The organism is Paenibacillus ferrarius (genome assembly GCF_002027705.1).
GTDB classification, from domain to species: Bacteria; Bacillota; Bacilli; order Paenibacillales; family NBRC-103111; genus Paenibacillus_E; species Paenibacillus_E ferrarius.
This window is the reverse complement of record NZ_MBTG01000010.1, coordinates 187,209-208,039: the sequence shown is the minus strand read 5'-3', so window position 1 is coordinate 208,039 and position 20,831 is coordinate 187,209. Positions and strand designations below refer to the sequence as shown.

The 20,831-nt window shown below is 45.9% G+C and carries 19 protein-coding genes; 4 read left to right on the top strand and 15 right to left on the bottom strand.

What is annotated here, in order from left to right; all coding sequences use genetic code 11:
• The first annotated feature begins 162 nt into the window (after positions 1 to 162).
• Entirely contained in the window at positions 163 to 1,110 is a 948-nt protein-coding gene (locus BC351_RS12440) for an AraC family transcriptional regulator (RefSeq protein ID WP_158082066.1), read from the top strand.
• Positions 1,111 to 1,144: 34 nt separating this feature from the next.
• Here BC351_RS12440 and BC351_RS12435 read toward each other — a convergent pair whose 3' ends face one another.
• The 8 genes from BC351_RS12435 to BC351_RS12400 form a co-directional block, all read right to left on the bottom strand.
• Positions 1,145 to 2,209, bottom strand: coding sequence for a glycoside hydrolase family 88/105 protein (locus tag BC351_RS12435; RefSeq protein ID WP_079412379.1), 1,065 nt, complete (start codon positions 2,207 to 2,209; stop codon positions 1,145 to 1,147).
• A gap of 342 nt (positions 2,210 to 2,551) precedes the next feature.
• Positions 2,552 to 3,535 (bottom strand): aldo/keto reductase, encoded by a 984-nt coding sequence (locus BC351_RS12430; protein ID WP_079412377.1) that lies wholly within the window; start codon positions 3,533 to 3,535, stop codon positions 2,552 to 2,554.
• Positions 3,536 to 3,928: 393 nt separating this feature from the next.
• A complete protein-coding gene (locus BC351_RS12425; protein WP_079412375.1) occupies positions 3,929 to 4,477 on the bottom strand; it encodes an MFS transporter in 549 nt (182 codons plus the stop codon).
• A 6-nt stretch (positions 4,478 to 4,483) separates the two neighbouring features.
• Complete coding sequence (locus tag BC351_RS12420; RefSeq protein WP_079412373.1) at positions 4,484 to 5,917, bottom strand: FAD-binding oxidoreductase; 1,434 nt, start codon at positions 5,915 to 5,917, stop codon at positions 4,484 to 4,486.
• 472 nt (positions 5,918 to 6,389) lie between these two features.
• The gene (locus BC351_RS12415) at positions 6,390 to 6,674 is read right to left on the bottom strand and encodes a DUF6171 family protein (RefSeq protein ID WP_079412372.1); all 285 of its coding nucleotides are present in this window, start codon (positions 6,672 to 6,674) and stop codon (positions 6,390 to 6,392) included.
• 5 nt (positions 6,675 to 6,679) lie between these two features.
• Positions 6,680 to 8,173, bottom strand: a complete 1,494-nt coding sequence (locus BC351_RS12410) for an alpha-N-arabinofuranosidase (protein ID WP_079412370.1) — start codon at positions 8,171 to 8,173, stop codon at positions 6,680 to 6,682.
• 466 nt (positions 8,174 to 8,639) lie between these two features.
• Positions 8,640 to 9,911 carry an MFS transporter gene (locus tag BC351_RS12405; protein ID WP_244208973.1) on the bottom strand — a complete coding sequence of 424 codons (1,272 nt, stop codon included), beginning with the start codon at positions 9,909 to 9,911 and terminating at the stop codon, positions 8,640 to 8,642.
• Positions 9,912 to 9,960: 49 nt separating this feature from the next.
• Positions 9,961 to 10,383 (bottom strand): MarR family winged helix-turn-helix transcriptional regulator, encoded by a 423-nt coding sequence (locus BC351_RS12400; protein ID WP_079412368.1) that lies wholly within the window; start codon positions 10,381 to 10,383, stop codon positions 9,961 to 9,963.
• A 235-nt stretch (positions 10,384 to 10,618) separates the two neighbouring features.
• Here BC351_RS12400 and BC351_RS12395 point away from each other — a divergent pair, with 235 nt between their 5' ends.
• Positions 10,619 to 11,245, top strand: a complete 627-nt coding sequence (locus tag BC351_RS12395; protein ID WP_079412367.1) for a nitroreductase family protein — start codon at positions 10,619 to 10,621, stop codon at positions 11,243 to 11,245.
• A gap of 65 nt (positions 11,246 to 11,310) precedes the next feature.
• Here the strand turns inward: BC351_RS12395 and BC351_RS12390 are convergent, their stop codons facing one another.
• The 5 genes from BC351_RS12390 to BC351_RS12370 form a co-directional block, all read right to left on the bottom strand.
• The gene (locus BC351_RS12390; RefSeq protein ID WP_079412365.1) at positions 11,311 to 12,387 is read right to left on the bottom strand and encodes an NAD(P)H-dependent flavin oxidoreductase; all 1,077 of its coding nucleotides are present in this window, start codon (positions 12,385 to 12,387) and stop codon (positions 11,311 to 11,313) included.
• 72 nt (positions 12,388 to 12,459) lie between these two features.
• The gene (locus BC351_RS12385; protein ID WP_079412363.1) at positions 12,460 to 13,632 is read right to left on the bottom strand and encodes a SulP family inorganic anion transporter; all 1,173 of its coding nucleotides are present in this window, start codon (positions 13,630 to 13,632) and stop codon (positions 12,460 to 12,462) included.
• 290 nt (positions 13,633 to 13,922) lie between these two features.
• Positions 13,923 to 14,678 (bottom strand): class I SAM-dependent methyltransferase, encoded by a 756-nt coding sequence (locus BC351_RS12380; protein WP_079412361.1) that lies wholly within the window; start codon positions 14,676 to 14,678, stop codon positions 13,923 to 13,925.
• A 23-nt stretch (positions 14,679 to 14,701) separates the two neighbouring features.
• A complete protein-coding gene (locus tag BC351_RS12375; RefSeq protein ID WP_079412359.1) occupies positions 14,702 to 15,082 on the bottom strand; it encodes a VOC family protein in 381 nt (126 codons plus the stop codon).
• Between the two features lie 159 nt (positions 15,083 to 15,241).
• Positions 15,242 to 16,018 (bottom strand): phytanoyl-CoA dioxygenase family protein, encoded by a 777-nt coding sequence (locus BC351_RS12370; protein ID WP_079412357.1) that lies wholly within the window; start codon positions 16,016 to 16,018, stop codon positions 15,242 to 15,244.
• 147 nt (positions 16,019 to 16,165) lie between these two features.
• Between BC351_RS12370 and BC351_RS12365 the strand changes: the two genes are divergently transcribed.
• Positions 16,166 to 16,945 carry a helix-turn-helix domain-containing protein gene (locus BC351_RS12365; protein WP_079412356.1) on the top strand — a complete coding sequence of 260 codons (780 nt, stop codon included), beginning with the start codon at positions 16,166 to 16,168 and terminating at the stop codon, positions 16,943 to 16,945.
• Between the two features lie 320 nt (positions 16,946 to 17,265).
• Here the strand turns inward: BC351_RS12365 and BC351_RS12360 are convergent, their stop codons facing one another.
• A complete protein-coding gene (locus tag BC351_RS12360; RefSeq protein WP_079412354.1) occupies positions 17,266 to 19,704 on the bottom strand; it encodes an EAL domain-containing protein in 2,439 nt (812 codons plus the stop codon).
• A 104-nt stretch (positions 19,705 to 19,808) separates the two neighbouring features.
• Between BC351_RS12360 and BC351_RS12355 the strand changes: the two genes are divergently transcribed.
• Positions 19,809 to 20,006: an aldo/keto reductase gene (locus BC351_RS12355; protein WP_244208972.1), complete on the top strand. Its 198-nt coding sequence runs from the start codon at positions 19,809 to 19,811 to the stop codon at positions 20,004 to 20,006.
• Positions 20,007 to 20,143: 137 nt separating this feature from the next.
• On the opposite strand, the gene BC351_RS42210 is transcribed toward BC351_RS12355, so the two are convergent.
• Entirely contained in the window at positions 20,144 to 20,341 is a 198-nt protein-coding gene (locus BC351_RS42210; protein WP_167388016.1) for a hypothetical protein, read from the bottom strand.
• Positions 20,342 to 20,831: the final 490 nt, after the last annotated feature.

The window sequence follows — 20,831 nt, the reverse complement described above, 5'->3', positions numbered from 1 at the left end:
GCTTTTTCCTTGTGTAAAGATGGAAGCTCTCATTTGCAATCGCATACATCTACTTGTTTATTTCTCGGGAAATAATGGGTTTCCGCTTGTCATTCCAATATATAATCTCGTATAGTAAAGAGCAAATGATGAGAAAGACTAGCCATCATGGAGGTGATTATCGTGGATCGAACTAAGCTTGAATCTGTTCCAGCCTATGCCATTGACACTTATACGAATCATTTTCTCGCCGCTTATCCTGTTCATTGCGAACTTCGCACAGTCCCTTTGGATATGCAGCTTCTTCATTCTCATAACGGGTATGAATTTTATTTTGTCTTCCAAGGATCAGGTTCCTATATTGTAGGAGACATCTTGTATCCCTTGCATGCCGGCACTTTAACGGTTGTGCATCCGAATGTCATTCATCGTCCTTTTCATGTCCTTAACAAAGAATTCCATCGTTATGTGCTTTCCATAGATGAATCTTATCTCGACAAGCTTCACACGATATGCCATCCGTCCGATTTATCGATTCAAAGACTCTTGAAGGAAGTACACCCCGATTCCAGTCATTATTTCTTAACTGTTCAACAGCTCAATCAGCTGCAAACCCTCATGTTCGAATTAGAACGTTCCCTGCGGCTTAAAGAACCTCATTTTGAATTAAATGTTCTGAAAGGGATCTCCGAATTCTTCTTGCTGCTTCTTAGCTTGCAAGGTGATCCTACAGCCATTCGTCCTGTCAAATCAGAAGATGAGCAAATTGTCGGAGATGTGCTTTCCTATCTAATCACGCATCACCAAGAGGAATTGTATATTGATGATCTGCTTGCCCGTTTCCCGGTTTCCCGCTCCCGATTGTTCAACTTATTCAAAGAGACAACCGGGATCACAATCAAGCAGTTTTTAACGGAGTATCGGCTAAATAAAGCGAAGCGGTTACTAGCTGAAACCGATTTGGCGATAACCGAAATCACAGCAGCTACAGGCTTCGGCGATATCTCTCACTTTTTTAATGTTTTCAAAAAAGGGACAACGCTCACGCCAAACCAGTATCGCAAAGAAGCTGTGAAACGCCAACTAGGCAACCCAGCGGATGCCAAGTTGCCTGATTCTAATCTTAATTAAGGAAGCTTCTCCGACTTGAAGCATTACATGCCAATCAGCTTTGCGTTTGAGGACTTCCTGCCTTTTGCCTTCTTAGCGACTCGGACAGCAGCATGAGCACCAGCCCTTGCCCGTATAGCGTTGGATAGATGGCAATCTCTTGATATGCCGCGATACTCTCCATGACGGGTGTCCCCCCAGATACGCCTCCGACAATTCCCTCCTCCGATATATAGGAAGACACGGCTTGCACGACCCTCTGGGCAGCGGCATCATACCGCGCATCATTCTCAATCAAACCGATATCCATCGCTTTCCATACCCCGTAGCCGATCCCTGCGCTTCCCGATACTTCGTGATAGAACTCCGGTTGATCCATCACCGTGCTCCATAAGCCGTCGGCTTGCTGAAAGGAAAGAAGACCGGCAATCAATCGGGAATAACGTTCCTGCAGCTCACTTGGGATTGCAATGAGCGGAGAAATCTGTTCCACGATCAAAGGAACCGCTGCTGCGATCCAGCCATTCGCTCTTGTCCAGCGCGCAGCCGACATATGATCGCCGGAATTGCAGTTCCAACCATGAAACAACACGCCTGTCTGCTCATCCTGAAGCACTCGAAGGTGAATGAGCACTTGCTGCAGCGCTTCTTCCGCATATTTGGTGCTGCCTACCAACGCTGCGGTGCGCGCCAGAAACAATACCGCCATAAAGATCGTATCCGCCCATACTTGCTCAGCGAACTCGGCATTTTCGGTTACCGTGTGCTCGAACGCAAGTTCGCGTGTCCGTGGTGCTTCGGATACCATCCACTCCGCTACCCGGAGTGACTCATTGCGAAACCACGGCTCATTCGTCAAGCGATAGAGCTTAGGGAAAATGGCAAAAGGTGCAACTGAGTTAATGACCGTGTTCCCCAAAGCTTTCTTCTTATTCTTCTCAACCCAGCTCAGAAGATAGTCCAGTACTTCATGCTGCTGAGTAGTCTCATAATACGACAGCAAAGCAATCACACCTACCCCAGGCACCCAATCCCAGTGATCGATATCCATTCCCCATTCTCCACTGTGATCCTTCAGCATTTCTTTCCAAACCTTTTCTGCGACTTTCTCCATCGTCATGAAATCAGCTCCTCTTCGGGTTACATAAGCTATACAAGTAATACCTCAACTGTATCACCGATGTATCCGAAGAAGCTTGGGGTTCCGTCTTAAAAACATGGGGAAAAGTCCAGAGAGATCACGCAATGAAAGATGAAAAGGAACTAGGATCCGTTAAATAGAGCTGAAACAAGTATTTCACACAGGTAACGGAACTAGGGTACGCTATTTTAACATTTAACCCTACATTTGAGTTAAAAGAACCCATATAGAGGATCCTAGTTCTCTTTGGATGAAATCAGAACCGATAATCGCCATTTAGAGGATCACAGTTCCGTTTCATCACTAGTTGAACAGTTTCTCCTAGTAAGGCCCCCGAATATGATCCTTCACTTGATTATGATAAAATTGCTGAAGACGTTCCAACTCAGCTGTCGCAAACGAGGCAGCTTGCGCCGTCCCAAGGTTATCCTCGACTTGATGCTCATTCTTAAATCCGGGAATCACACAGGTGATGTTCGGATTGTCCAGAATCCAACGCATGGAAGCCTTCGCCATGTTGCCACGGCCTTCCGCGATCCAAGCCAGTTCTCTGGCCAGCTCGACACCTTTGGCAAAAGGCAGGCCGGCGAAGGTCTCGCCTACATTAAACTGCTCGCCGTTCGCGTTGAAATTACGATGATCATCAGCCGCAAATGTGCTCGTTTCATTAAATTTCCCCGTCAATAAGCCGCTAGCCAGTGGCAATCTCACAAGAATACCTACACCGGCAGCCTTCGCTTGCGGAAACAAAGCTTCCGTAGGTTTCTGGCGAAACAAGTTATAAATAACTTGAAGCGCCTTCACACCCGGCACATTTAGACAGAACAAGCCTTCTTCAACGGTCTCGACGCTCACACCGTAATGACGGATTTTGCCTTCAGCTTGTAACTTCTCCAATACTTCAAATACATGACCATCCTTCAGAATCGCAAGAGGCGGGCAGTGAATCTGATAGAGATCAATGCGCTCGCGTTGCAATCGTTTCAGGCTATTTTCACAATAGGCACGGACAGACTCCTCTGAATAGGTATGTAAATCATGAATATCACCCGCACGGCAAAACTTCGTGGCTACATGAATATTGTCTTCTTTGCCTTTGGTCGCTTTCGCCAGCAGCTCTTCGGCATGACCGGAGCCATACACATCCGCTGTATCAAAAAAATTGACTCCCGCATCCATCGCTCGGCTCAAACCGTTCAATGCCTCATGGTCATCCGCATCTCCCCAGCCCCCGCCAATTGCCCAAGTGCCAAAACTGACCTCACTAACTTGCAGCTCCGTATTTCCCAGTTGACGATATTTCATCTGTCTTCCTCCTCCACTTATTCACGATTGCAAAGAAAGAACCGAGTGCACCAGACTACTCTGATGACAACTCGGTTTTCCGCTCCATTGAACATGGCACTACTATTCCTATTATAATCGTATTCATATCGGGCTGTCTAATCGTTTCAAGCCAAGGTGGCAAAGGTGCAAACAACCGGTCCTGTCTATATAAACCTGCCGATTGTGCAGCTTTTTGGGCATGATTTAGCCTGAAATCAGTAAATGCCTGCAAATGTGCATCCTTTTACGGCCTATTTCTGACTTCAGGATGAGAATGCTTGAAATACCTGCATAATCGCATGCTTTCCCACTTTTCAACCGATTTTGCTGAAAAAGCCTGCACTTTCGCAGGTTTCAGACTCGCCCTTCCTTTCATTTATTCAAAAGCTGCCTCTTGCTCGCTTGAAAAGTAAACCAAGCACTCCATGCATACAACAGCGCACTCGCGTAAAAAAGCACATTGATTGTAAGCCAATCAATAATGCACCCGCCAAGAACTACGGCAAATCCGGAGGCCACAGATGTCCAGAAATGAAAAGCTCCAATCATCGCCCCACGCTGGCCTTCCCTTGTGTGATCAGCAATAAGCAGGCGCTCGCTCATCTTTTGCATAGCATTGCAAACTCCCATGAGCAGTTGTATCGCAAGCACCCATGTGTAGCTCTCCACCCACGGAAACATAAGCATCGCAGCTGCCATCCCAAGAGAGCTCCAGGTCAGCATCTTGATCCCTTGTTGATCAATCCGAGGTGCAAGCCACTGCGAGACAGCCGCAGAACTAATAGTAAACACCGCAAAGGCCAGCCCATATTTCGAGAAGCTGTTGCCTAAATTTTTGAGAAACAGCAAGTAATAGGGATAAATCAAGCCAGCCGCTAGAGTCACGACGCTTTGAGAGCGAATAAGCCATTTGGTGTCCATTTCCAGCTATTCCCCTTTATAATCCATATAAAAATAGTTCATGAATAGATGATTCGGATCGTATTGCTCCTTTTTCCGAAAAAAAGCCTCTTGCGCAGGATAGACAGCTTTAAACTGATCAATCCTCGGATATGCGGCATACGGCAAATAATAGCTCCCACGGTGCTGAATAACTTGATCAATTACTTTTTGAATACCCGAACGTACTTGCGACTGCCCTTGATCTGACAAAGGAACATGAAACAAACAGACTAGCGCAAACATATCGTCTTTGGCATAAGAAAGCTCTGCTTCTTCATCCTGATTTACATAACGCACAGTAATATTGAGCAGATTCAAATTTTCTGACTTCAACAGCGCCCTAAACTCATTCACAAAACCGGCAAATTCCTGTACGGGCACAAAATATTCCTGCAGCAAATCATTGCTACCCGCTTGGTCGTACGCCATGAAAGCCGACTCCGAACGCATCGCGTTATTTCTAGTTATAGATTTGCCTGCTTGTTTGGCGAAATAAGGCTCTTGCAGCTGCCAAAGCAGCGTTTTCCCCCAGTCAAACGTTCGGTTCAAGTTAAACAATAGCTTGGATAGCTCAACGCCTGACTCTCGTGTTTTCAAAGCATCATGATCCTGCAAAGAAATGGAACGGTCAACCACATAATTCATGGCGTACATATCCGTCAAAAAGTGGTCCGGCGCTACCGAAATCCGCGCAATATGCATGTGAATATCGGGATTTGCCTTTACCTGCTCCATAAAATAGGTGGAGTATTCGCTTGCATCCATTTTATCAAATGCGATTTTATACATTTCATTGTCCGTTAATGAGAGCGTTACGTCCAGAATGATGCCAAAAAGACCGTACCCGCCAATTGCGAGCGGAAACAACTCGGCATTGTCAGAGCGGCTAACCTGTTTGATTTGACCATCCGCAGTAAGCAAACGGAACGATTCCACACTTTTGATAAGTGAACCATTGCGAATATCACGGCCATGCGCATTGACGCTTAATGAGCCCCCGATTGTAAATATGTTTTGAGATTGCATTGTTTTTACGGCTAAACCATACGGATTAATGTAATCTTGTACATCTTTCCAAGTCGCTCCGGCTTGAACGTTAATGAGCTTATGCTCCTTATCGAAGGACAGCACGCGGTTATAAGCAGTCATGTCCACTACAATACTGTCTTTGTAAAAGGTATGCCCACCCTGACTATGCCGCTGCCCGGCAATAGAGATGCTCAAATTTTTCTCCTTCGCTTCCTGCAAAATTGCTGCCAACTGCTCCTCTTCATGTCCTTTCTTTACACTTGCAACTTTCACAGGATGAAGTCTGCTGTAGTCTGTGATCAGGTAAGGATTTTGGTCCGGAGTGCCATTCCAGAAGTAACTGATCAAACAACATACAGTAAGAAGGAGGAGCGCAAGCCATTTTTTCATGAGAACCTCCTGAGCTTTTACAAACTACCAATTCCAACTTAACTTTCCCAACTATTCTACCACAATATGGGTATTCTCGGTTGTATCAATGAAGATCCTAATCCGCCGTTGCTCAAAATCGGAATGAAGAAGGCCACTCAATTCAATGGCAAACGGCGAAAGCGGCTATCTGTCTATGTCTGCAAGCAAAAACCTGCGATAATGCATCTTTTTATGCAAAAAAATTCCGCTTAGTAGTAAATGCCTGCAAATGTGCATCTTTTGGAGTCAGATTTATCCGTTTGGGGTGAAAAACAAGAAAATACCTGCACAATCGCAGCTATTCCCTTCATTTAGCACGACTTCACGGAGAAAACCTGCATTTTCGCAGGTTTTCTCCATCTCTGCGTGGCGCCGCCTCTCATTCGCCGTCTACCAGAGAGCATGCCAGTTGTTTTGCCCCACGACTCACGACTCACAACTCACGGCTCATTCACGAATCCTCATATTTCTGCCAGCCGATCGTATTCGAGCCAACGATAGGACAGCTCTTGTTCTTCAACTTAGCCGTCACCTGCACAATACAACCACACATCGAACAAGTATGGCCGCCATGAAGCTTGGGGCATTCCCTGCATATTCGCAATCTGTGCTCATAAACGGAGTCCGGAACACAGTTCGCCTCTTGAAACATCGGTGCGGCTAGTATCCTGCTAATCTGAGCATCTGTGACGTTGTAGTCATCCCGGCATCCCTTGCATGAACGATCAGTCTGCATCCGTTTTATTCCGAAGTCAGCTCTAAAACAGTAACAGACATCGGAACCAAATCAACTCGCAAATTGCGACCCTCCAGCGTAAAAGCTGTAAAAGCTGCCGGAGCCACTTGATCGGGATGCTCAAACGTATTGTGTCCATCAACCTTGTCAGCAGAAAGGATCGTTCCAGCAACCTTCACTTTGCCTTCAACCAAGCCTCGAAGTTCAATCTCTACGACCGCGTTCGACTGATGGTCCAGATTGCACAAGCTGATATGGATGCGTCCTTCATCATCTTTTGATGCTGAGCTCGATATTTGCGGGATCACCTGTTTGTCATTTTTTACATCCTGAGAAATTAGGTGGAGATCAAGCAGTTGTGCATCCTGATGTACTTTGTACATGTCAAACACATGATACGTGGGCGTAAGAAGCATCTTCTCGCCTTCCGTTAAAATGACAGCTTGAAGAACATTCACCAACTGGGCCAAATTTGCCATTTGAACGCGGTCACAGTGTTGGTTGAACATATTCAAAGTAATGGCTGCCACAAGCGCATCGCGAATTGTATTTTGTTGATAAAGAAAGCCAGGATTCGTTCCCGGTTCCACATCATACCAAGTTCCCCATTCATCGACGAGCAAGCCGATTCGCTTCTCCGGGTCATATTGATCCATGATGGCAGAATGTTTTACAAGCAGTTCTTCCATATAAAGGGCTTGCTTCAAGGTACGTGACCACTGTTCTTCGGGAAAACCCGTTGCTGCGCCTTTCTCCTGCCAGGAATCACCTGTGATCGTGTAATAATGCAGCGTTGTGGAATCCATAAACCGATGAGCTTGCTTCATCAACGTTTCCATCCAATGGTAGTCATCCCCGTTAGGTCCACAAGCAATCTTATGTATGCGATTATCTCCGTAATTTCGGACATAGGTCTGGAATTGGCGGTACAAATCAGCATAATACTCCGGGCGCATATTGCCTCCGCATCCCCAGTTCTCATTGCCGACACCGAAGTATTTCACCTTCCATGGCTCAGTTCTCCCATTCGCTTCACGCAGCTCAGCCATGGGGGACACACCTTCGAAAGTCATATACTCCACCCACTCTGACATTTCCTGAACGGTACCACTTCCGACATTGCCATTAATGTAAGGCTCACATTCCAACAGTTCACAGAGCATCATGAATTCGTGCGTACCAAAATGGTTATTTTCAACCACGCCGCCCCAATGGGTATTAATCATCCGTTTTCGTAGTTCACGCGGACCGATACCGTCCTTCCAATGATACTCATCTGCGAAACAGCCTCCTGGCCATCTGAGCACGGGGATCTTCATTTTCTTCAATGCCGCTATGACATCGTTGCGAATGCCATTGGTATTGGGAATGGGAGAATCTTCTCCTACCCACAGTCCTTCATAAATACAACGCCCGAGATGTTCGGAGAAATGACCATAAATATTGCGATTTATTGTACCTTTAACCCTATCTGCGTTTACAGTAATCCGGTTCGTCATGGGGAAGTTCGCTCCTCTTATTAATAAAATAATTAATCGATAAGTAAAATCATTAATTAACTTCTATCATAAAAGGATACAACTTCTTTTGCAACCGTTTTATTTGCGTACTGAGCAGGGAACTGCGCTGCCCTTTTGATAGAATCATCGCAGATGAGATGCTCTTCTCCTGGGCAGTCCCAAAAGTAGATTTATCCTCTAAGCAGCTTCTTTTTCTGTTTGCAAAGCTTGGAAGTGTGGTTGGCGTTCCCCAAAATAAGAGCCTCCAACGACTTCTATTCGAGAAGAATCATCCCTTTTTGCATAGATAGGAGCTAATGAAGACTCTTATTTGCGAAATAAAGAAGGGCTGCCCACAAGGTCTTGTGACCTTAGGGACAGCCCCTTACTTCGCTGGGACGCAATCTTCTTCCCCCCATATAAAAAACCTCAGAAGCAATTGCTTCTGAGAGTATCATTAATCTGCTTATGAAACAGCAACTGCGGGTTTTCTTGCAATTCGGACCGCCATCAAAGCGGCAATTAAACAAATGAATCCGGCTCCGAGGAACGGAAGCGTATAACTGCCCAGCCATTCCCGGACAAGTCCTCCGCTATATGCTGCTGCGGAAGCGCCGATTTGGTGGGCGACGACAACCCAGCCAAAGATCATGCCGGCTTTCTCTCTGCCGAACTCAACAGAGGCAAGCTTAACCGTAGGCGGCACCGTTGCGATCCAATCCAAACCGTAGAAAACCGAGAATATCAACAATGAGCTTGGACCTGCATCCAAAGCAAAAGGCAGGAACAACAAAGAAAGTCCACGTAACCCATAGTACCAGAATAGCAGCCAGCGATTGTCGAATCGGTCTGATAACCAACCGGAAAGCGTCGTGCCAATTAAATCAAACAGTCCCATTAATGCTAGCAAGCCTGCCGCCATAATTTCGGGAATGCCATGATCGCCGCAAGCCGGAATCAGGTGGGTGCCGATTAAACCATTGGTCGAGAAACCGCAGAAGAAAAAGGTACCTGCCAGCAGCAAGAATGTTTTGTTTTTCAAGGCAGAGAACAAGGTTTTGATAGGCGTTAAAAAGATGCTTCCTTTAAAAGCGTCCGGCTTTACGACCTCATCTGCCCCATATGCGGCAACTCCCAAATCATAGGGATGATTTCGCATCCAAATTGCTACAATGCCTATGAGTACTACAATGACAGCTACCGTTGTATAAATGGCAAAACGCCAGCCGATATCTACAATAATTTTGGCGAGAAGCGGCAGGAACAGCAGCTGCCCCGTCGCCGCGCTCGCAGTCAGCATACCCACGACTAATCCTTTTCGCTTCACGAACCATTGATTGGAAACCGTGACACCTAGCACATTCGCCATCATCCCAGTCCCAAGCCCCGCCACTAAGCCCCAGAGAATTTGAAACTGCCATAAGTGCGTCATCCAGGGCGTGACAGACAAACTTAACGCTAGAACAGACAAGGAAATGAGCATGATTCTTCGAATGCCGAATTTGACTAATAACGCCGCTGAAAATGGGCCAACCAAGCCATATAAGAATATACCGACTGAGATAACGCCGGATATCCCGCCTCGCGTCCAACCGAACTCTTTCTCGAAGGGAAGCATCAATATACTTGGCATTGCCCTAATTCCCGCAGCGACAAGCAATGTGACGAAGGTAATCAGCACAACAATCCATCCATAAAATAAAGGGGATGACTTAGCACCAGAATTCAGTTGATTCACGAGAACACACTCCCAATTTTAGTTGTACATACAAAATAAAACAAAAAAATTATTGTTCCAATTCCTCACTCGTCACAACAAGATGGTTTGAAAGATTAACTGCACGCTCATCTCCCAACACTTCACTGTAGCGTTCTTTTAACCTTTTGGAAGCTTTGCGAATTTCATCTAATAGCGCTGTGCCTTTGGGAGTGGGATACACGAGCACTGTTTTGCCAGATACTTGGCGTTCAACCAATTGTTTGCCTTCCAATTTATCGATAAATCTTGTCAATGTGGACGCAGCAATATACAGCTTTTCCGCTAATTCCTTCTGGGAAATGCCAGGCGTGTTATTCACTAGTCGAATTAAATAGCCGTACATCGGCGTCAATCCGGTTGGGGCAAATTCTTCTTCAGCCATTTTTGTAATGGCACGACTTAATCTATTTGTAGTAAAAAACAAGCAATTTTGCAGGAAGTCTTCATCCATGATCGTCTCTCCTATCTGCTAAATAGTATATGCAAAGTTGAACGTTCCTATTTCGTATTTTGTATGTACAACTAATATAAAATGTGATCATAAATCTGTCAATAAGGATCTCGTTATATAGGCGAGTAAATGTCGTATCCGAAAAACGACAATGATTGACATTTACCCAAATAAAGCTTATGATTATCTCATAATAAAGAATCTTAAATTTAAGACATAATTGGAGTGTGTACCTATGAATGATTTTATATCCATCGTGAAAGAACGTCGGTCAGCCAATAAATTTATTCCGAATATCGAAATTCCGAATGAAGATTTAAATGACATATTCAATACCGTCAAGTTTGCCCCGTCAGCTTTTAACCTCCAGCATTCCCATTACATCGTGGTAAAAGATCCTGCTGTCAAAGATGCCGTCTACAACGCTGCATACAAACAGTACAAGGTCCAATCAGCTTCGGCTGTCATTGTCGTATTAGGCAGTCTCGATGCCTATCAAGATGTTGCCAAAATCAACGAGGGTTTCCTTCAACTTGGTGTATTCAGCAAACAGGAATACGATATGACCGTGGAATCCGTCACTCAGTTTTATCAAGAGCGCGGCGAAGGCTTCATGCGCGATGAAGCTATACGGAATGCCAGCCTCTCCGCTCAACTCTTCATGCTCGCTGCCAAAGATAAAGGGTGGGATACCTGCCCGATGATTGGCTTCGACGCAGGAATGCTAACGCAAGCGCTGAACATTCCAGCTAATTATGTGCCTGTACTGTTAGTCGCTCTTGGGAAGGAAGATACAGAGAAACGCAGACCTCGCGGCTACCGTAAACCGGTCGGAGAATTTGTGAGTTTTGATAAATTCTAAGAATCGCTAGATCAACGAAAAAACGATGGAGCCAGATCAAACATCTGGATGCCATCGTTTTTTTATTAAGCCAAAATGGCTCTAGCTTCTTGAACCGTCTGTGCAACGATGTCTTCCGCCGATTGCTCTGAGGTCAGCAGTCGAGTACCCTGTCCCGCCCACAATGACATATACTCGGCATTCTGCGCGGTAGCGGCAGCATTTCGGATTTCGCGTGTCAGCGTATTTTGCGTCGGGAATGGGAGTGGATCTATACCGCTTGCTTCCCATTGCCGGATAAATGTATTCTTAATCCCGCGGGCCGGACGACCTGAGAACCCTTTCGTCAACACGGTGCTTTCTTCGGTGCTTTCGAGCAAAGCACGTTTGTACGCGGTGTGGGCACCAGATTCTACTGCCGTTAAGAAGCGCGTACCCATCTGAACGCCTTGGGCACCAAGTGCCAACGCGGCAACAAGCCCTCTGCCATCCATAATGCCTCCGGCGGCAATTACCGGAATGCTCAGTTTGTCCACCATTTGGGGGACTAACGCCATCGTGCCAATGTTCGCTCCCATCGGATGAGCCGTTATATCAAATGTGCCGCGATGCCCTCCGGCTTCTGTTCCTTGGGCAACTACCGCATCACATCCCGCTTCTTGCGCCAGCAACGCTTCTTGAACCGTCGTCACCATCGCAACCACGAGAAGGCCGGCCAACTTTGCCTGCTTCATATAAGCTTCCGGCAGTACGCCAAAAGCCGTGCTGATTACAGGGACCTTCTCCTCCAGCAGGACAGCAATCTGCTCTTCAAACAGGTCCGGCGACGTTATTTCCCTAAAATCAGCAGCCGATAATCCAACGGCTTCCCTTATTGGATTCAATACACGCAGCGCTTCCGCCAATCTCTTTTGATCATCGCTGGTCCGAATCGCAAATAGATTAACACCAAAAGGCGCTGCGGTTTGCATCCGTATCTCCTGAATCGCTTTACGAATCGCGTTTGGTTCCATATACGCCGCTCCCAAAGTCCCAAGTCCACCCGCATTGGATACGCCGCTCGTCAACTTAACTGTCGAAGGTCCACCTGCCATTCCTGCCAGAAAGATCGGATACCGAATGCCGAATTGGTGACACAATGCTGTTTCAAGTTGAATATTCATCGGTCCCTCCATTTGATTTATTCGTAATTCATTAAACATATCGCAAACGCTGTACTGCTTGCAAGATTCGCACTACACAGCATTTGCCGGCTTTCGTGATCGATACAGGAGCATAATCAGGTGAATGGCAACACCAACGGCAACACCTTTGGCCAGATCACGCGTGACCACGGACACGGCTGCGGTCATCACCATAATCACCCCATCGCTCTTAGGCTTGCGGCGCATGGCCCAGACATATTTCCAATCAAAAATTTCGTAGCAAACCATGAGCATGACACCGATCAATGCAGCCATAGGAATCAAAGCGACTACTTTCCCGAACGCTACGATAAGCAGCAGTAAACCAACCCCTGCGGCCAAATTGGATAATCGGCCTCGTCCGCCGAGCTTCGTATTAATGACTGATTCGGCAACAAGCGCGCAGCCCGCCATTCCGCCAAACCAGCCCGACACGAAATTCGCTATGCCTTGGCCTTTCATTTCCTTTTCCTTGCTTGTCACTGTTCCCGTCCGTTCATCTATTAAGTTTTGGGTCAGCAGTGTTTCGAAGTACCCAACAATAGCGAGTGACAATGAGTATGGCAAAATGATAAACAACGTCTGCAAATTCCATGCTACTTGGGGAATATGCAGAGTCGGCCACGCCGCAGTCAAAGGGGCAATGTCCCCAACCGTTGTCATGGCTCCACCGAGAAACAGCGTCAAAACGGTCATTGCCGTTACGGCAATAAGCGGAGAAGGAATCGCTTTAGTCACTTTGGGCCATAAATAAATAATGGCTAAAGTACCAACAACGATAAGTCCCATCCACCACGACTCCCCATGGAAATATTTTAACTGGGATAGGAAAATCAGGATAGCTAATGCGTTAATAAAACCTATAACGACCGCGTGCGGCACGTAATTCATCCATCTCCCCATTTTCAACACGCCCATTAGCCATTGCAAAATACCCGTTAGCAAAGTCGCCGCGAATAAATACTCAACGCCATGGTTAAGGACAAGTGAGGTCATGAGTACGGCCATGGAGCCGGCAGCAGCAGACAGCATGGCAGGCCTAGCCCCGAAGACCGAGAGCACAATGAGCATGCAGACTGACGCATAAACACCAACCATTGGGTTCACGCCAGCAATAAATGAAAACGCGATAGAATCTGGAATAAGTGCCAGTGTAGCGGTCAAACCAGCGAGTACGTCTGCCCTAACATTAAACAGCCAAACTCCCTTCAATCTTTGCAGCATAATGACTTACAACCCCTTTACTATGTACAAACGTCAGCTTTGTTTTCAGCTCCAATGCATGTATGCGGTTACTCCACTGAGCCACTAAGCTTCCTCCTCCGTCCATGTCTGATTTCTATTTTTCTTATCATAACGACTTGTCCTTATTTAAGCAATATGCCTTAGCGACATCGGGATCACCAGAATTATCATCCGCAAATCAATAATTGCCGTCCAGATCAAAGCCAAATGGAACGAAAAAAAGGCTGTACCTGTAGTTAATACTACAAGACAGCCGCAATTGCTTTCCTCTAAACCTCGCCCCAATAAACTAGCGTCTCATAATCAAAATGAACAACGCCCTCCTGCTGGGTCCTATCGAAAATCGCTTCGATCTCGGCGATCATCGGCTCATAATTCGCATGCCCAGGCAAAGGGCTGTAGGAGGACGACAGCAATCGACCCTTCAATGCCTCCAAATCAAGCTCCTGGCCCATGGTAAATTGTGCTTGCTTCATACCGCCTTGTTTAAAAAATTGCGCCAAACTGTCAGCAGATATGTTCTTATGCTTCACTTGCTCATAATCCGTACCAAATGTAAGAAGCAGTTGTTCATACGCCTCCAGAAACGGGGTCCCCTCTGTTAGACGCGAGTTCCAGATGAGGACTACCTTGCCCCCAGGTTTTAAAATTCTCCTAAACTCCGCTTGTGTCGCGGCTCGATCAAACCAATGAAAAGATTGCGCACATACGATAAAATCGACGGATTGATCAGATAAGCCTGTCGCTTCCGCTGCGCCACCAACCGCCTGAAATTTCGCTTCGGTATCCAGCTTCTGTTCAGCAGCTGCCCGCATCGCCTCATTCGGCTCGACAGCTATGACATTGCTTCCCCGTTCCAGAAGCAGACCGGAGAAAATGCCCGTTCCAGCTCCAACGTCAGCTACAGTGCTTTCCGAACTTAGTCCAACTGCACTGTACAAATAATCAAGCATTCCCGTTGGATACGTCGGACGATATTTCACATATGCATCAACACGATTGGAGAACCTTTTTTTATTATCCATACTCAATCACGCTCCGCTTTCATCTATTTATCAAGCTGTTCTAGAAATTCTAACCGATTCCCGAATGGATCATGCATATAAAAACGCCGAACCCCTTCATCACAACGCGCCTCATCATCCATAACTGAAATATCCGATCGAATCAAGTATTCCCTTAATTTATCGAGATGTTGAACTCGAAAAGCGGGATGTGCTTTGGTCGCGGCAGCAAAATCCTTCTGAACGCCAATATGCACCTGATGTGCACCGCACTGCACCCAAATGCCGCCACGCGCTTGCAGCAACTCAGGCTTCGGGATCTCCTGCCAGCCTAGCAAATCAACGAAGAAACTTCTCGCCTGCTCCTCGCAGCCTTCAGGAGCAGCCAATTGAACGTGATCTAAACCAATGAACGAATAAGTCATCGCATCACCTCTTAGTTTCATTGTATGAAATCAAGTTTCATTATATTCATTTTAAACGATAATTGAAGTAAAATCTACCTCTCGCTGCAAAAAACCTTCAACACCACGAAACGCGTAGTATTGAAGGCTCATCTTTCATCCTATAATCATCTACATCATCTACAACAAATAAAAGCCATCCGTTTCTTTGCCTTTCAAACTATAACGTTGGTAATGCTGATAATGGGCTTTGTACAAATCGCCATTTTTGCTTGGGGAATAGGTCAAGTACAGCTGTTTCCGGCTGACATCCGACACATTCGCTCCGCTTTGATGGGGAGTAAACGAGTGGAATATAATGATATCCCCCGGATTCGTTTCCACAATTGTACCGGTTGTCAAATCGATTTCTGCAATTTCTTCCGCATTCATATTCCGCAGTTCTCCCGCCGTGGAACGCAGTCTTTCGTGATAGCCTGGGAACAACTCCAGCCCTCCGTTAACCGTAGTTGCCCCATCAATGGCTACCATGACAGAAATCAAACCTTCGATTGGGAAACCTTGCCACCACGCTGCATCCTGATGCATGGCATAGCCATTTGAGCCTGGCAGCTTAAAGATCAGCTTATCTTTGAATAGCGTCGGCTCATCCAAATAAATATCTCTCAGTGGAGATAAAATACGCTCATCTTTCACTAAATCAGCGAAAACAGCCGAAATATCATGCACGGGATCCAGACGCTCAATGGCAACACGCCCATCCGCGTAGCCCTTATGTCCCGCACGGATATTGTATTTATCCGTATAGTCACTAAGCGTAAGCAGTTGGTCGCATTCCGTTTGAATCACCTTCGCTTCCTGCTCTGAGAAAACGCCTCTTAGCACGAGATACCCCTGTTCGTTATAGGTCTGTAATTGCTCTTCTGTTAAAATGTTCAATGCTGTCTTTTTCATCATTATTTCCGCCTCTCATTTGTTTTTTTGTTAATTCACTTAAGTGATCAGCTTGCTTATAAGCTAATAATAAAGCTGAATATTCCCTTTATCCATGCAGTAAGTTATACTATTTCATATACTTTTTTGCATCGAAGTGGGGGTCAATTCGTGAGTTGGAAAATCAAGTTCATGCGCTACTATTATGGTAAACAGAGAGAACAGTTTTCTCTCGCAGAAGATACCTACGGAGGCTGGTGCATGCTCGCTGCCGAATCCGGCAGGTTCACCTTTTCTGTGGAAGGCACCGATCAAGGGGAGCAAACAGCAGAGTTTGGCGAGTTGGTTTTTTGTCCACCTGGATGCACGCTGAAGCGGCGAGCTTTGGAACCCGTCACCTTTCACTTTGCCGAATTCTCGCATGAGGGCAATTGGACACTTCCCAGCAAAATACGCATTGCAGATGTTGGCAGACTTAGCTCAACCTATCGGTATTTGCAGAACTGGCAGGAGGAAGATAACGCAGGAGATACTCAGACTGAAGAGGTTCAACATCTTCTGGAGGACTTAATTTACATAGCCAATCGTGAATTTAATGCTGCCAAACGCGACACATCAGGCAAAATTGACCCCTTGATGAATCAGGCTGCAGCCTTTATTGAAAAGCAGGCTTTTGAGCCTGATCTGTCATTGCAGCAACTAGCAGATACGCTCCGAATCGGGGCTTCCCAGCTTACAAGGCGGTTTCAAGCCGCTTTTGGCATGTCGCCCGTCAAATACGTCACGAAGGTCAGGCTGGCCCGAGCTAGATTGCTGCTGATTGAATCCACAGATACACTGGATGCCATCGCAGAGCAATGCGGCTTCCAGAATGCTTTCTACTTCAGCCGTGTTTTCTCGCAGCATATGCAAATAAGCCCTTCGATTTACCGAAGGACTTTCCGCGTATGAGTGCACGATTTCTCAGTTAGTTAACATGCACAAATGACTCCTTTTTTTTGGGGTTTCAAACCCTCAAACTTTACTTTTCTTTGAAAATCTCAGAACCCTACTCACCAAAAGGAACTATGTTCCTCTATTTGACTCAAAATCGCCTATTTGCAGCTGAAAGGGAAGTATGATCCCCTATTTCACCTCTCCAGGGGGAAATTCCAGCAAATCAGACAAAATAGCGTACCGTAGTTCCGCTTGACTAGCCTAATGGCTCGTTTGAGCACGAATAAGGGAACATAGTTCCCTCTCTCGGCGGTACAATATTAGTTGAACTCAGCTCATTTGCGCACCTTCTCGCCAACAATTCGCATCGGAGCAAAAAACACATTCTCCACTTCATCGGCAGGCAGCGGTCGGCTAAAATAATAACCTTGTATCTTCTTGCAATCATTCTCCATTAGAATTTCAAGCTGTTCCTTCGTTTCGATGCCTTCCGCAATCACATCCATATTCAAAAACTGCGCCATGGAGATGATCGTAGAAACAATGGCTTTATCATTCTCATTTTCCGTAATATCTCGAATAAAAGAGCGATCAATCTTCAGCTTGTGGATCGGAAGCAGCTTCAAATAACTAAGAGAACTGTACCCTGTCCCGAAATCATCCAAACTGATTCGCACCCCGTACTCCGTTAATTGATTCAATATGGGACTTGATATCGTTGGGTCCATCATCATACTTTCCGTTATTTCCAGCTCCAAATATTGGGGTTCCAGTCCGGTTTCCTCTAGAATGGCTTTGATTTGTTCAATTAAATTAGATTGATGGAATTGCTGGGACGAAAGATTGACAGAAACCGGAATAAGCGGTCCTCCCGCGTTATGCCACTCTTTCATTTGCCGGCAAGCTTCACGGAGTACCCATGTCCCCATTTCATAAATCAACCCCGTCTCCTCGGCAATCGGGATGAAAAGGCCTGGAGATAAGGTCCCTTTCGTTGGATGTCCCCAGCGTACCAGCGCTTCAACGCCTATCATTTGACTGTCGCCTGCACGGATTTGCGGTTGATAATACAGAAACAATTCATTATGAGGAATGGCTTTCCTCAAATCATTTTCTAATTCAATTCTTTCTTGTAAGTGATTGTTTAATTCCTGGCTGTAAAATTGGAAGCCATTTTTACCATTTTTCTTAACCTCATACATCGCGGTGTCCGCATGCTTAAGCAGTTGAACGGCATCTTCGCCATCAAGCGGATATAGGGCGATTCCGATGCTCGCAGTGACGTAGAAATCATTTTCCTTGAGTCGATATGGAAGCGCGATAACCTGAATAATGCGTTCCGCCAATTCGGAAATCTCTTCTATACTTTCATTTTCATATAAAAGCGTAAACTCGTCGCCGCCAATTCTTGCAAGTGTGACTTGGAAATCACTTATACACGTGCGGATTCGCTCACTCATCTCCTGTAAAAATAGATCGCCATACGTATGGCCCAGCGAATCATTTATCATTTTAAAACGATCAATATCCATAACCATAACCGCAAACTGTTTCGGTTGGCTAACAATCTTTTGAGCAAGAACCTCGTTGAACATCCGCCTGTTCGGCATCCCAGTTAATTCATCGTGGTAAGCCTGATATTCGATACGATCCATGGCTAATTTTTCTGACGTAATGTCCCGCACAATGATATTGCTTCCTACAACTTTTCCCTCAAGTATGACGGGCACGTTAATCACGCTTAGATTCACTCTATCTCCATTTTGATGAATAATGACGGTTTCATACCTCTGCAATTCCCCACCTAGCGAGCTGATGAAGAAATTTCTGGTACGCTCTTGCTCTTCCATCACAATAATGGGATAAAGCTTATCAACGGTTTGATGGTGAAACCAATCCCTGGGTAATCCGGTTAGTCTAGATACCGCTGGGTTGGAGCCTTTAATTCGATAGTCGAGGTCCACCGTGAGGATGCCATCCTGATTGTTCTCGAACAAGGATCTGTACCACTTTTCATTCTCCATAAGCTCAAAGTCCTTGCGCGTCAAACGATTTGAAATGAAAATCCCAAATAAGGACAACCCTAAGGTAAGCAGCGTTCCGCCTGTGATAAAATAGGCCAGAAATTTCTGATCCAGTATCATCCCTGTCGTTAAGGTAGATTTCACTCCCAAGTGAAATTCAGCTGCGACCATTCCTGTGTAATGCATGCCAACAATAGCAGCCCCCATGATGAATCCACTGCCCAGCTTCTCCCAAACTTTTCGGGAGCCAGTCCCTTTTCGGAAGTAAAAAGATAGCCATAATGCCGCTATAGAGGCGACGATAGCAATTAGAATGGATAAATTAAAATATAATGGACGATATGATATATCAATCTGCATCGCTGCCATGCCAATATAATGCATCGCAGAAATACCGGCAGCCAGCAGTACGCCAGCTAACAGCAGTTGGCTCAACTTCAGCTCGCTTCGACCCACCACAAATAAGGCAATGAACGAAGCTGCAATAGCCACAATGACGGATTGTATGACCGTTAACAAATTATAAGCAACCGGGACGCTTAATGAAAAGGCAAGCATGCCGACAAAATGCATCGACCATATGCCCATTCCCATCGCTATCGCCCCAAAAAGCTGCCATAACCATCGGTATCCCCCTTTGGAGCTGCTTATTTTCCCGACTAAATCAAGAACCGTATAGGATGCTACTACGGCAACTATATAAGAAAAAATGACTAGCGCCACATCATAAGAACCATGTATATGCTCCATGTTTATTCCTCTTTTCAATGCTTCTGTTACTTAATTATTCATGGCGCACTAATCAATTCCCTCTTTTTAGCAATCCTTGATTTCATCGTACATAAACGCTGACATTGCAGCGATTCGGAGGCAACGAGAAGCTGGTTGGACGTGCACTCGAAGATCCGCGGGATAAGGCGATACTTGCAACCAAATTCGGAATAACGCATACGCAAGGACCAAAGGGAGACCCGGCATTTATCAAAAAGTCTGTGGATGCCAGTCTGTTCAATCTCGGAGTTGATTATATTGACCTTATGCAGGCTTTTTAAGCTTTTCCATCCTAAAAACGAAAAAAGGTCTCGAAAGGATGCATATTTGCAGGTTTTTCGCCAATATGCCTATTCCCAAGCCAAAAAGGATGCATATTTGCAGGAATTAGGCGAAACAAACGTCATGAAGCAAAAACTCACAGCGTGGGCGGGACTCCAACTACTTCAGCCACTCCAGCTACTCCAGCCATTCCAGCCACTCCAACCACTTCAGCCACTCCAGCCACTTCAACTACTCCAGCTACTCCAACCACTTCAACCACTTCAACCACTCCAGTCACTACAACCACTTCAGCTACTCCAACCACTTCAGTCACTCCAGTCACTACAACCACTCCAGCTACTCCAACCAACTCCAGCTACTCCAACCACTCCAGTTACTCCAGTTACTCCAACCACTCCAGCCACTCCAGCCACTCCAGCCACTCCAGCCACTCCAACCACTCCAGCTACTCCAACCACTCCAGTTACTCCAACCACTCCAGTTACTCCAACCACTCCAGTTACTCCAACCACTCCAGTAACTCCAACCAACTCCAACTACTTCAGCTACTCCAGCCATTCCAACCACATTTAAATATTCGTTTGGTTATCTTTACAATAATAAGGAACTAGCACAAAACCAAGGTTAGCGAATGTGCCAGCTATAGGTACCACCGATTTTGCAAAACCTGCAAAAGTGCAGGCTTTTTTGATCAAATTGTGTGAAACCACAAAAAATATTCGCTTCATTACGTTCGGGTCCATACCTCTATTTTACCAAAAATTTTAAATAAGGGGTAAGCTTCGCTCACCCCAAACCCCGAAACATATAAATTCTTATAT

Coding starts and splice junctions, on each gene's coding strand:
- BC351_RS12435 (WP_079412379.1), bottom strand. CDS start 2,209: ATGACGATGGAGAAAGTCGCAGAAAAGGTTTGGAAAGAAATGCTGAAG.
- BC351_RS12430 (WP_079412377.1), bottom strand. CDS start 3,535: ATGAAATATCGTCAACTGGGAAATACGGAGCTGCAAGTTAGTGAGGTC.
- BC351_RS12425 (WP_079412375.1), bottom strand. CDS start 4,477: ATGGACACCAAATGGCTTATTCGCTCTCAAAGCGTCGTGACTCTAGCG.
- BC351_RS12420 (WP_079412373.1), bottom strand. CDS start 5,917: ATGAAAAAATGGCTTGCGCTCCTCCTTCTTACTGTATGTTGTTTGATC.
- BC351_RS12415 (WP_079412372.1), bottom strand. CDS start 6,674: ATGCAGACTGATCGTTCATGCAAGGGATGCCGGGATGACTACAACGTC.
- BC351_RS12410 (WP_079412370.1), bottom strand. CDS start 8,173: ATGACGAACCGGATTACTGTAAACGCAGATAGGGTTAAAGGTACAATA.
- BC351_RS12400 (WP_079412368.1), bottom strand. CDS start 10,383: ATGGATGAAGACTTCCTGCAAAATTGCTTGTTTTTTACTACAAATAGA.
- BC351_RS12395 (WP_079412367.1), top strand. CDS start 10,619: ATGAATGATTTTATATCCATCGTGAAAGAACGTCGGTCAGCCAATAAA.
- BC351_RS12390 (WP_079412365.1), bottom strand. CDS start 12,387: ATGAATATTCAACTTGAAACAGCATTGTGTCACCAATTCGGCATTCGG.
- BC351_RS12385 (WP_079412363.1), bottom strand. CDS start 13,632: ATGCTGCAAAGATTGAAGGGAGTTTGGCTGTTTAATGTTAGGGCAGAC.
- BC351_RS12380 (WP_079412361.1), bottom strand. CDS start 14,678: ATGGATAATAAAAAAAGGTTCTCCAATCGTGTTGATGCATATGTGAAA.
- BC351_RS12375 (WP_079412359.1), bottom strand. CDS start 15,082: ATGACTTATTCGTTCATTGGTTTAGATCACGTTCAATTGGCTGCTCCT.
- BC351_RS12370 (WP_079412357.1), bottom strand. CDS start 16,018: ATGATGAAAAAGACAGCATTGAACATTTTAACAGAAGAGCAATTACAG.
- BC351_RS12360 (WP_079412354.1), bottom strand. CDS start 19,704: ATGGAGCATATACATGGTTCTTATGATGTGGCGCTAGTCATTTTTTCT.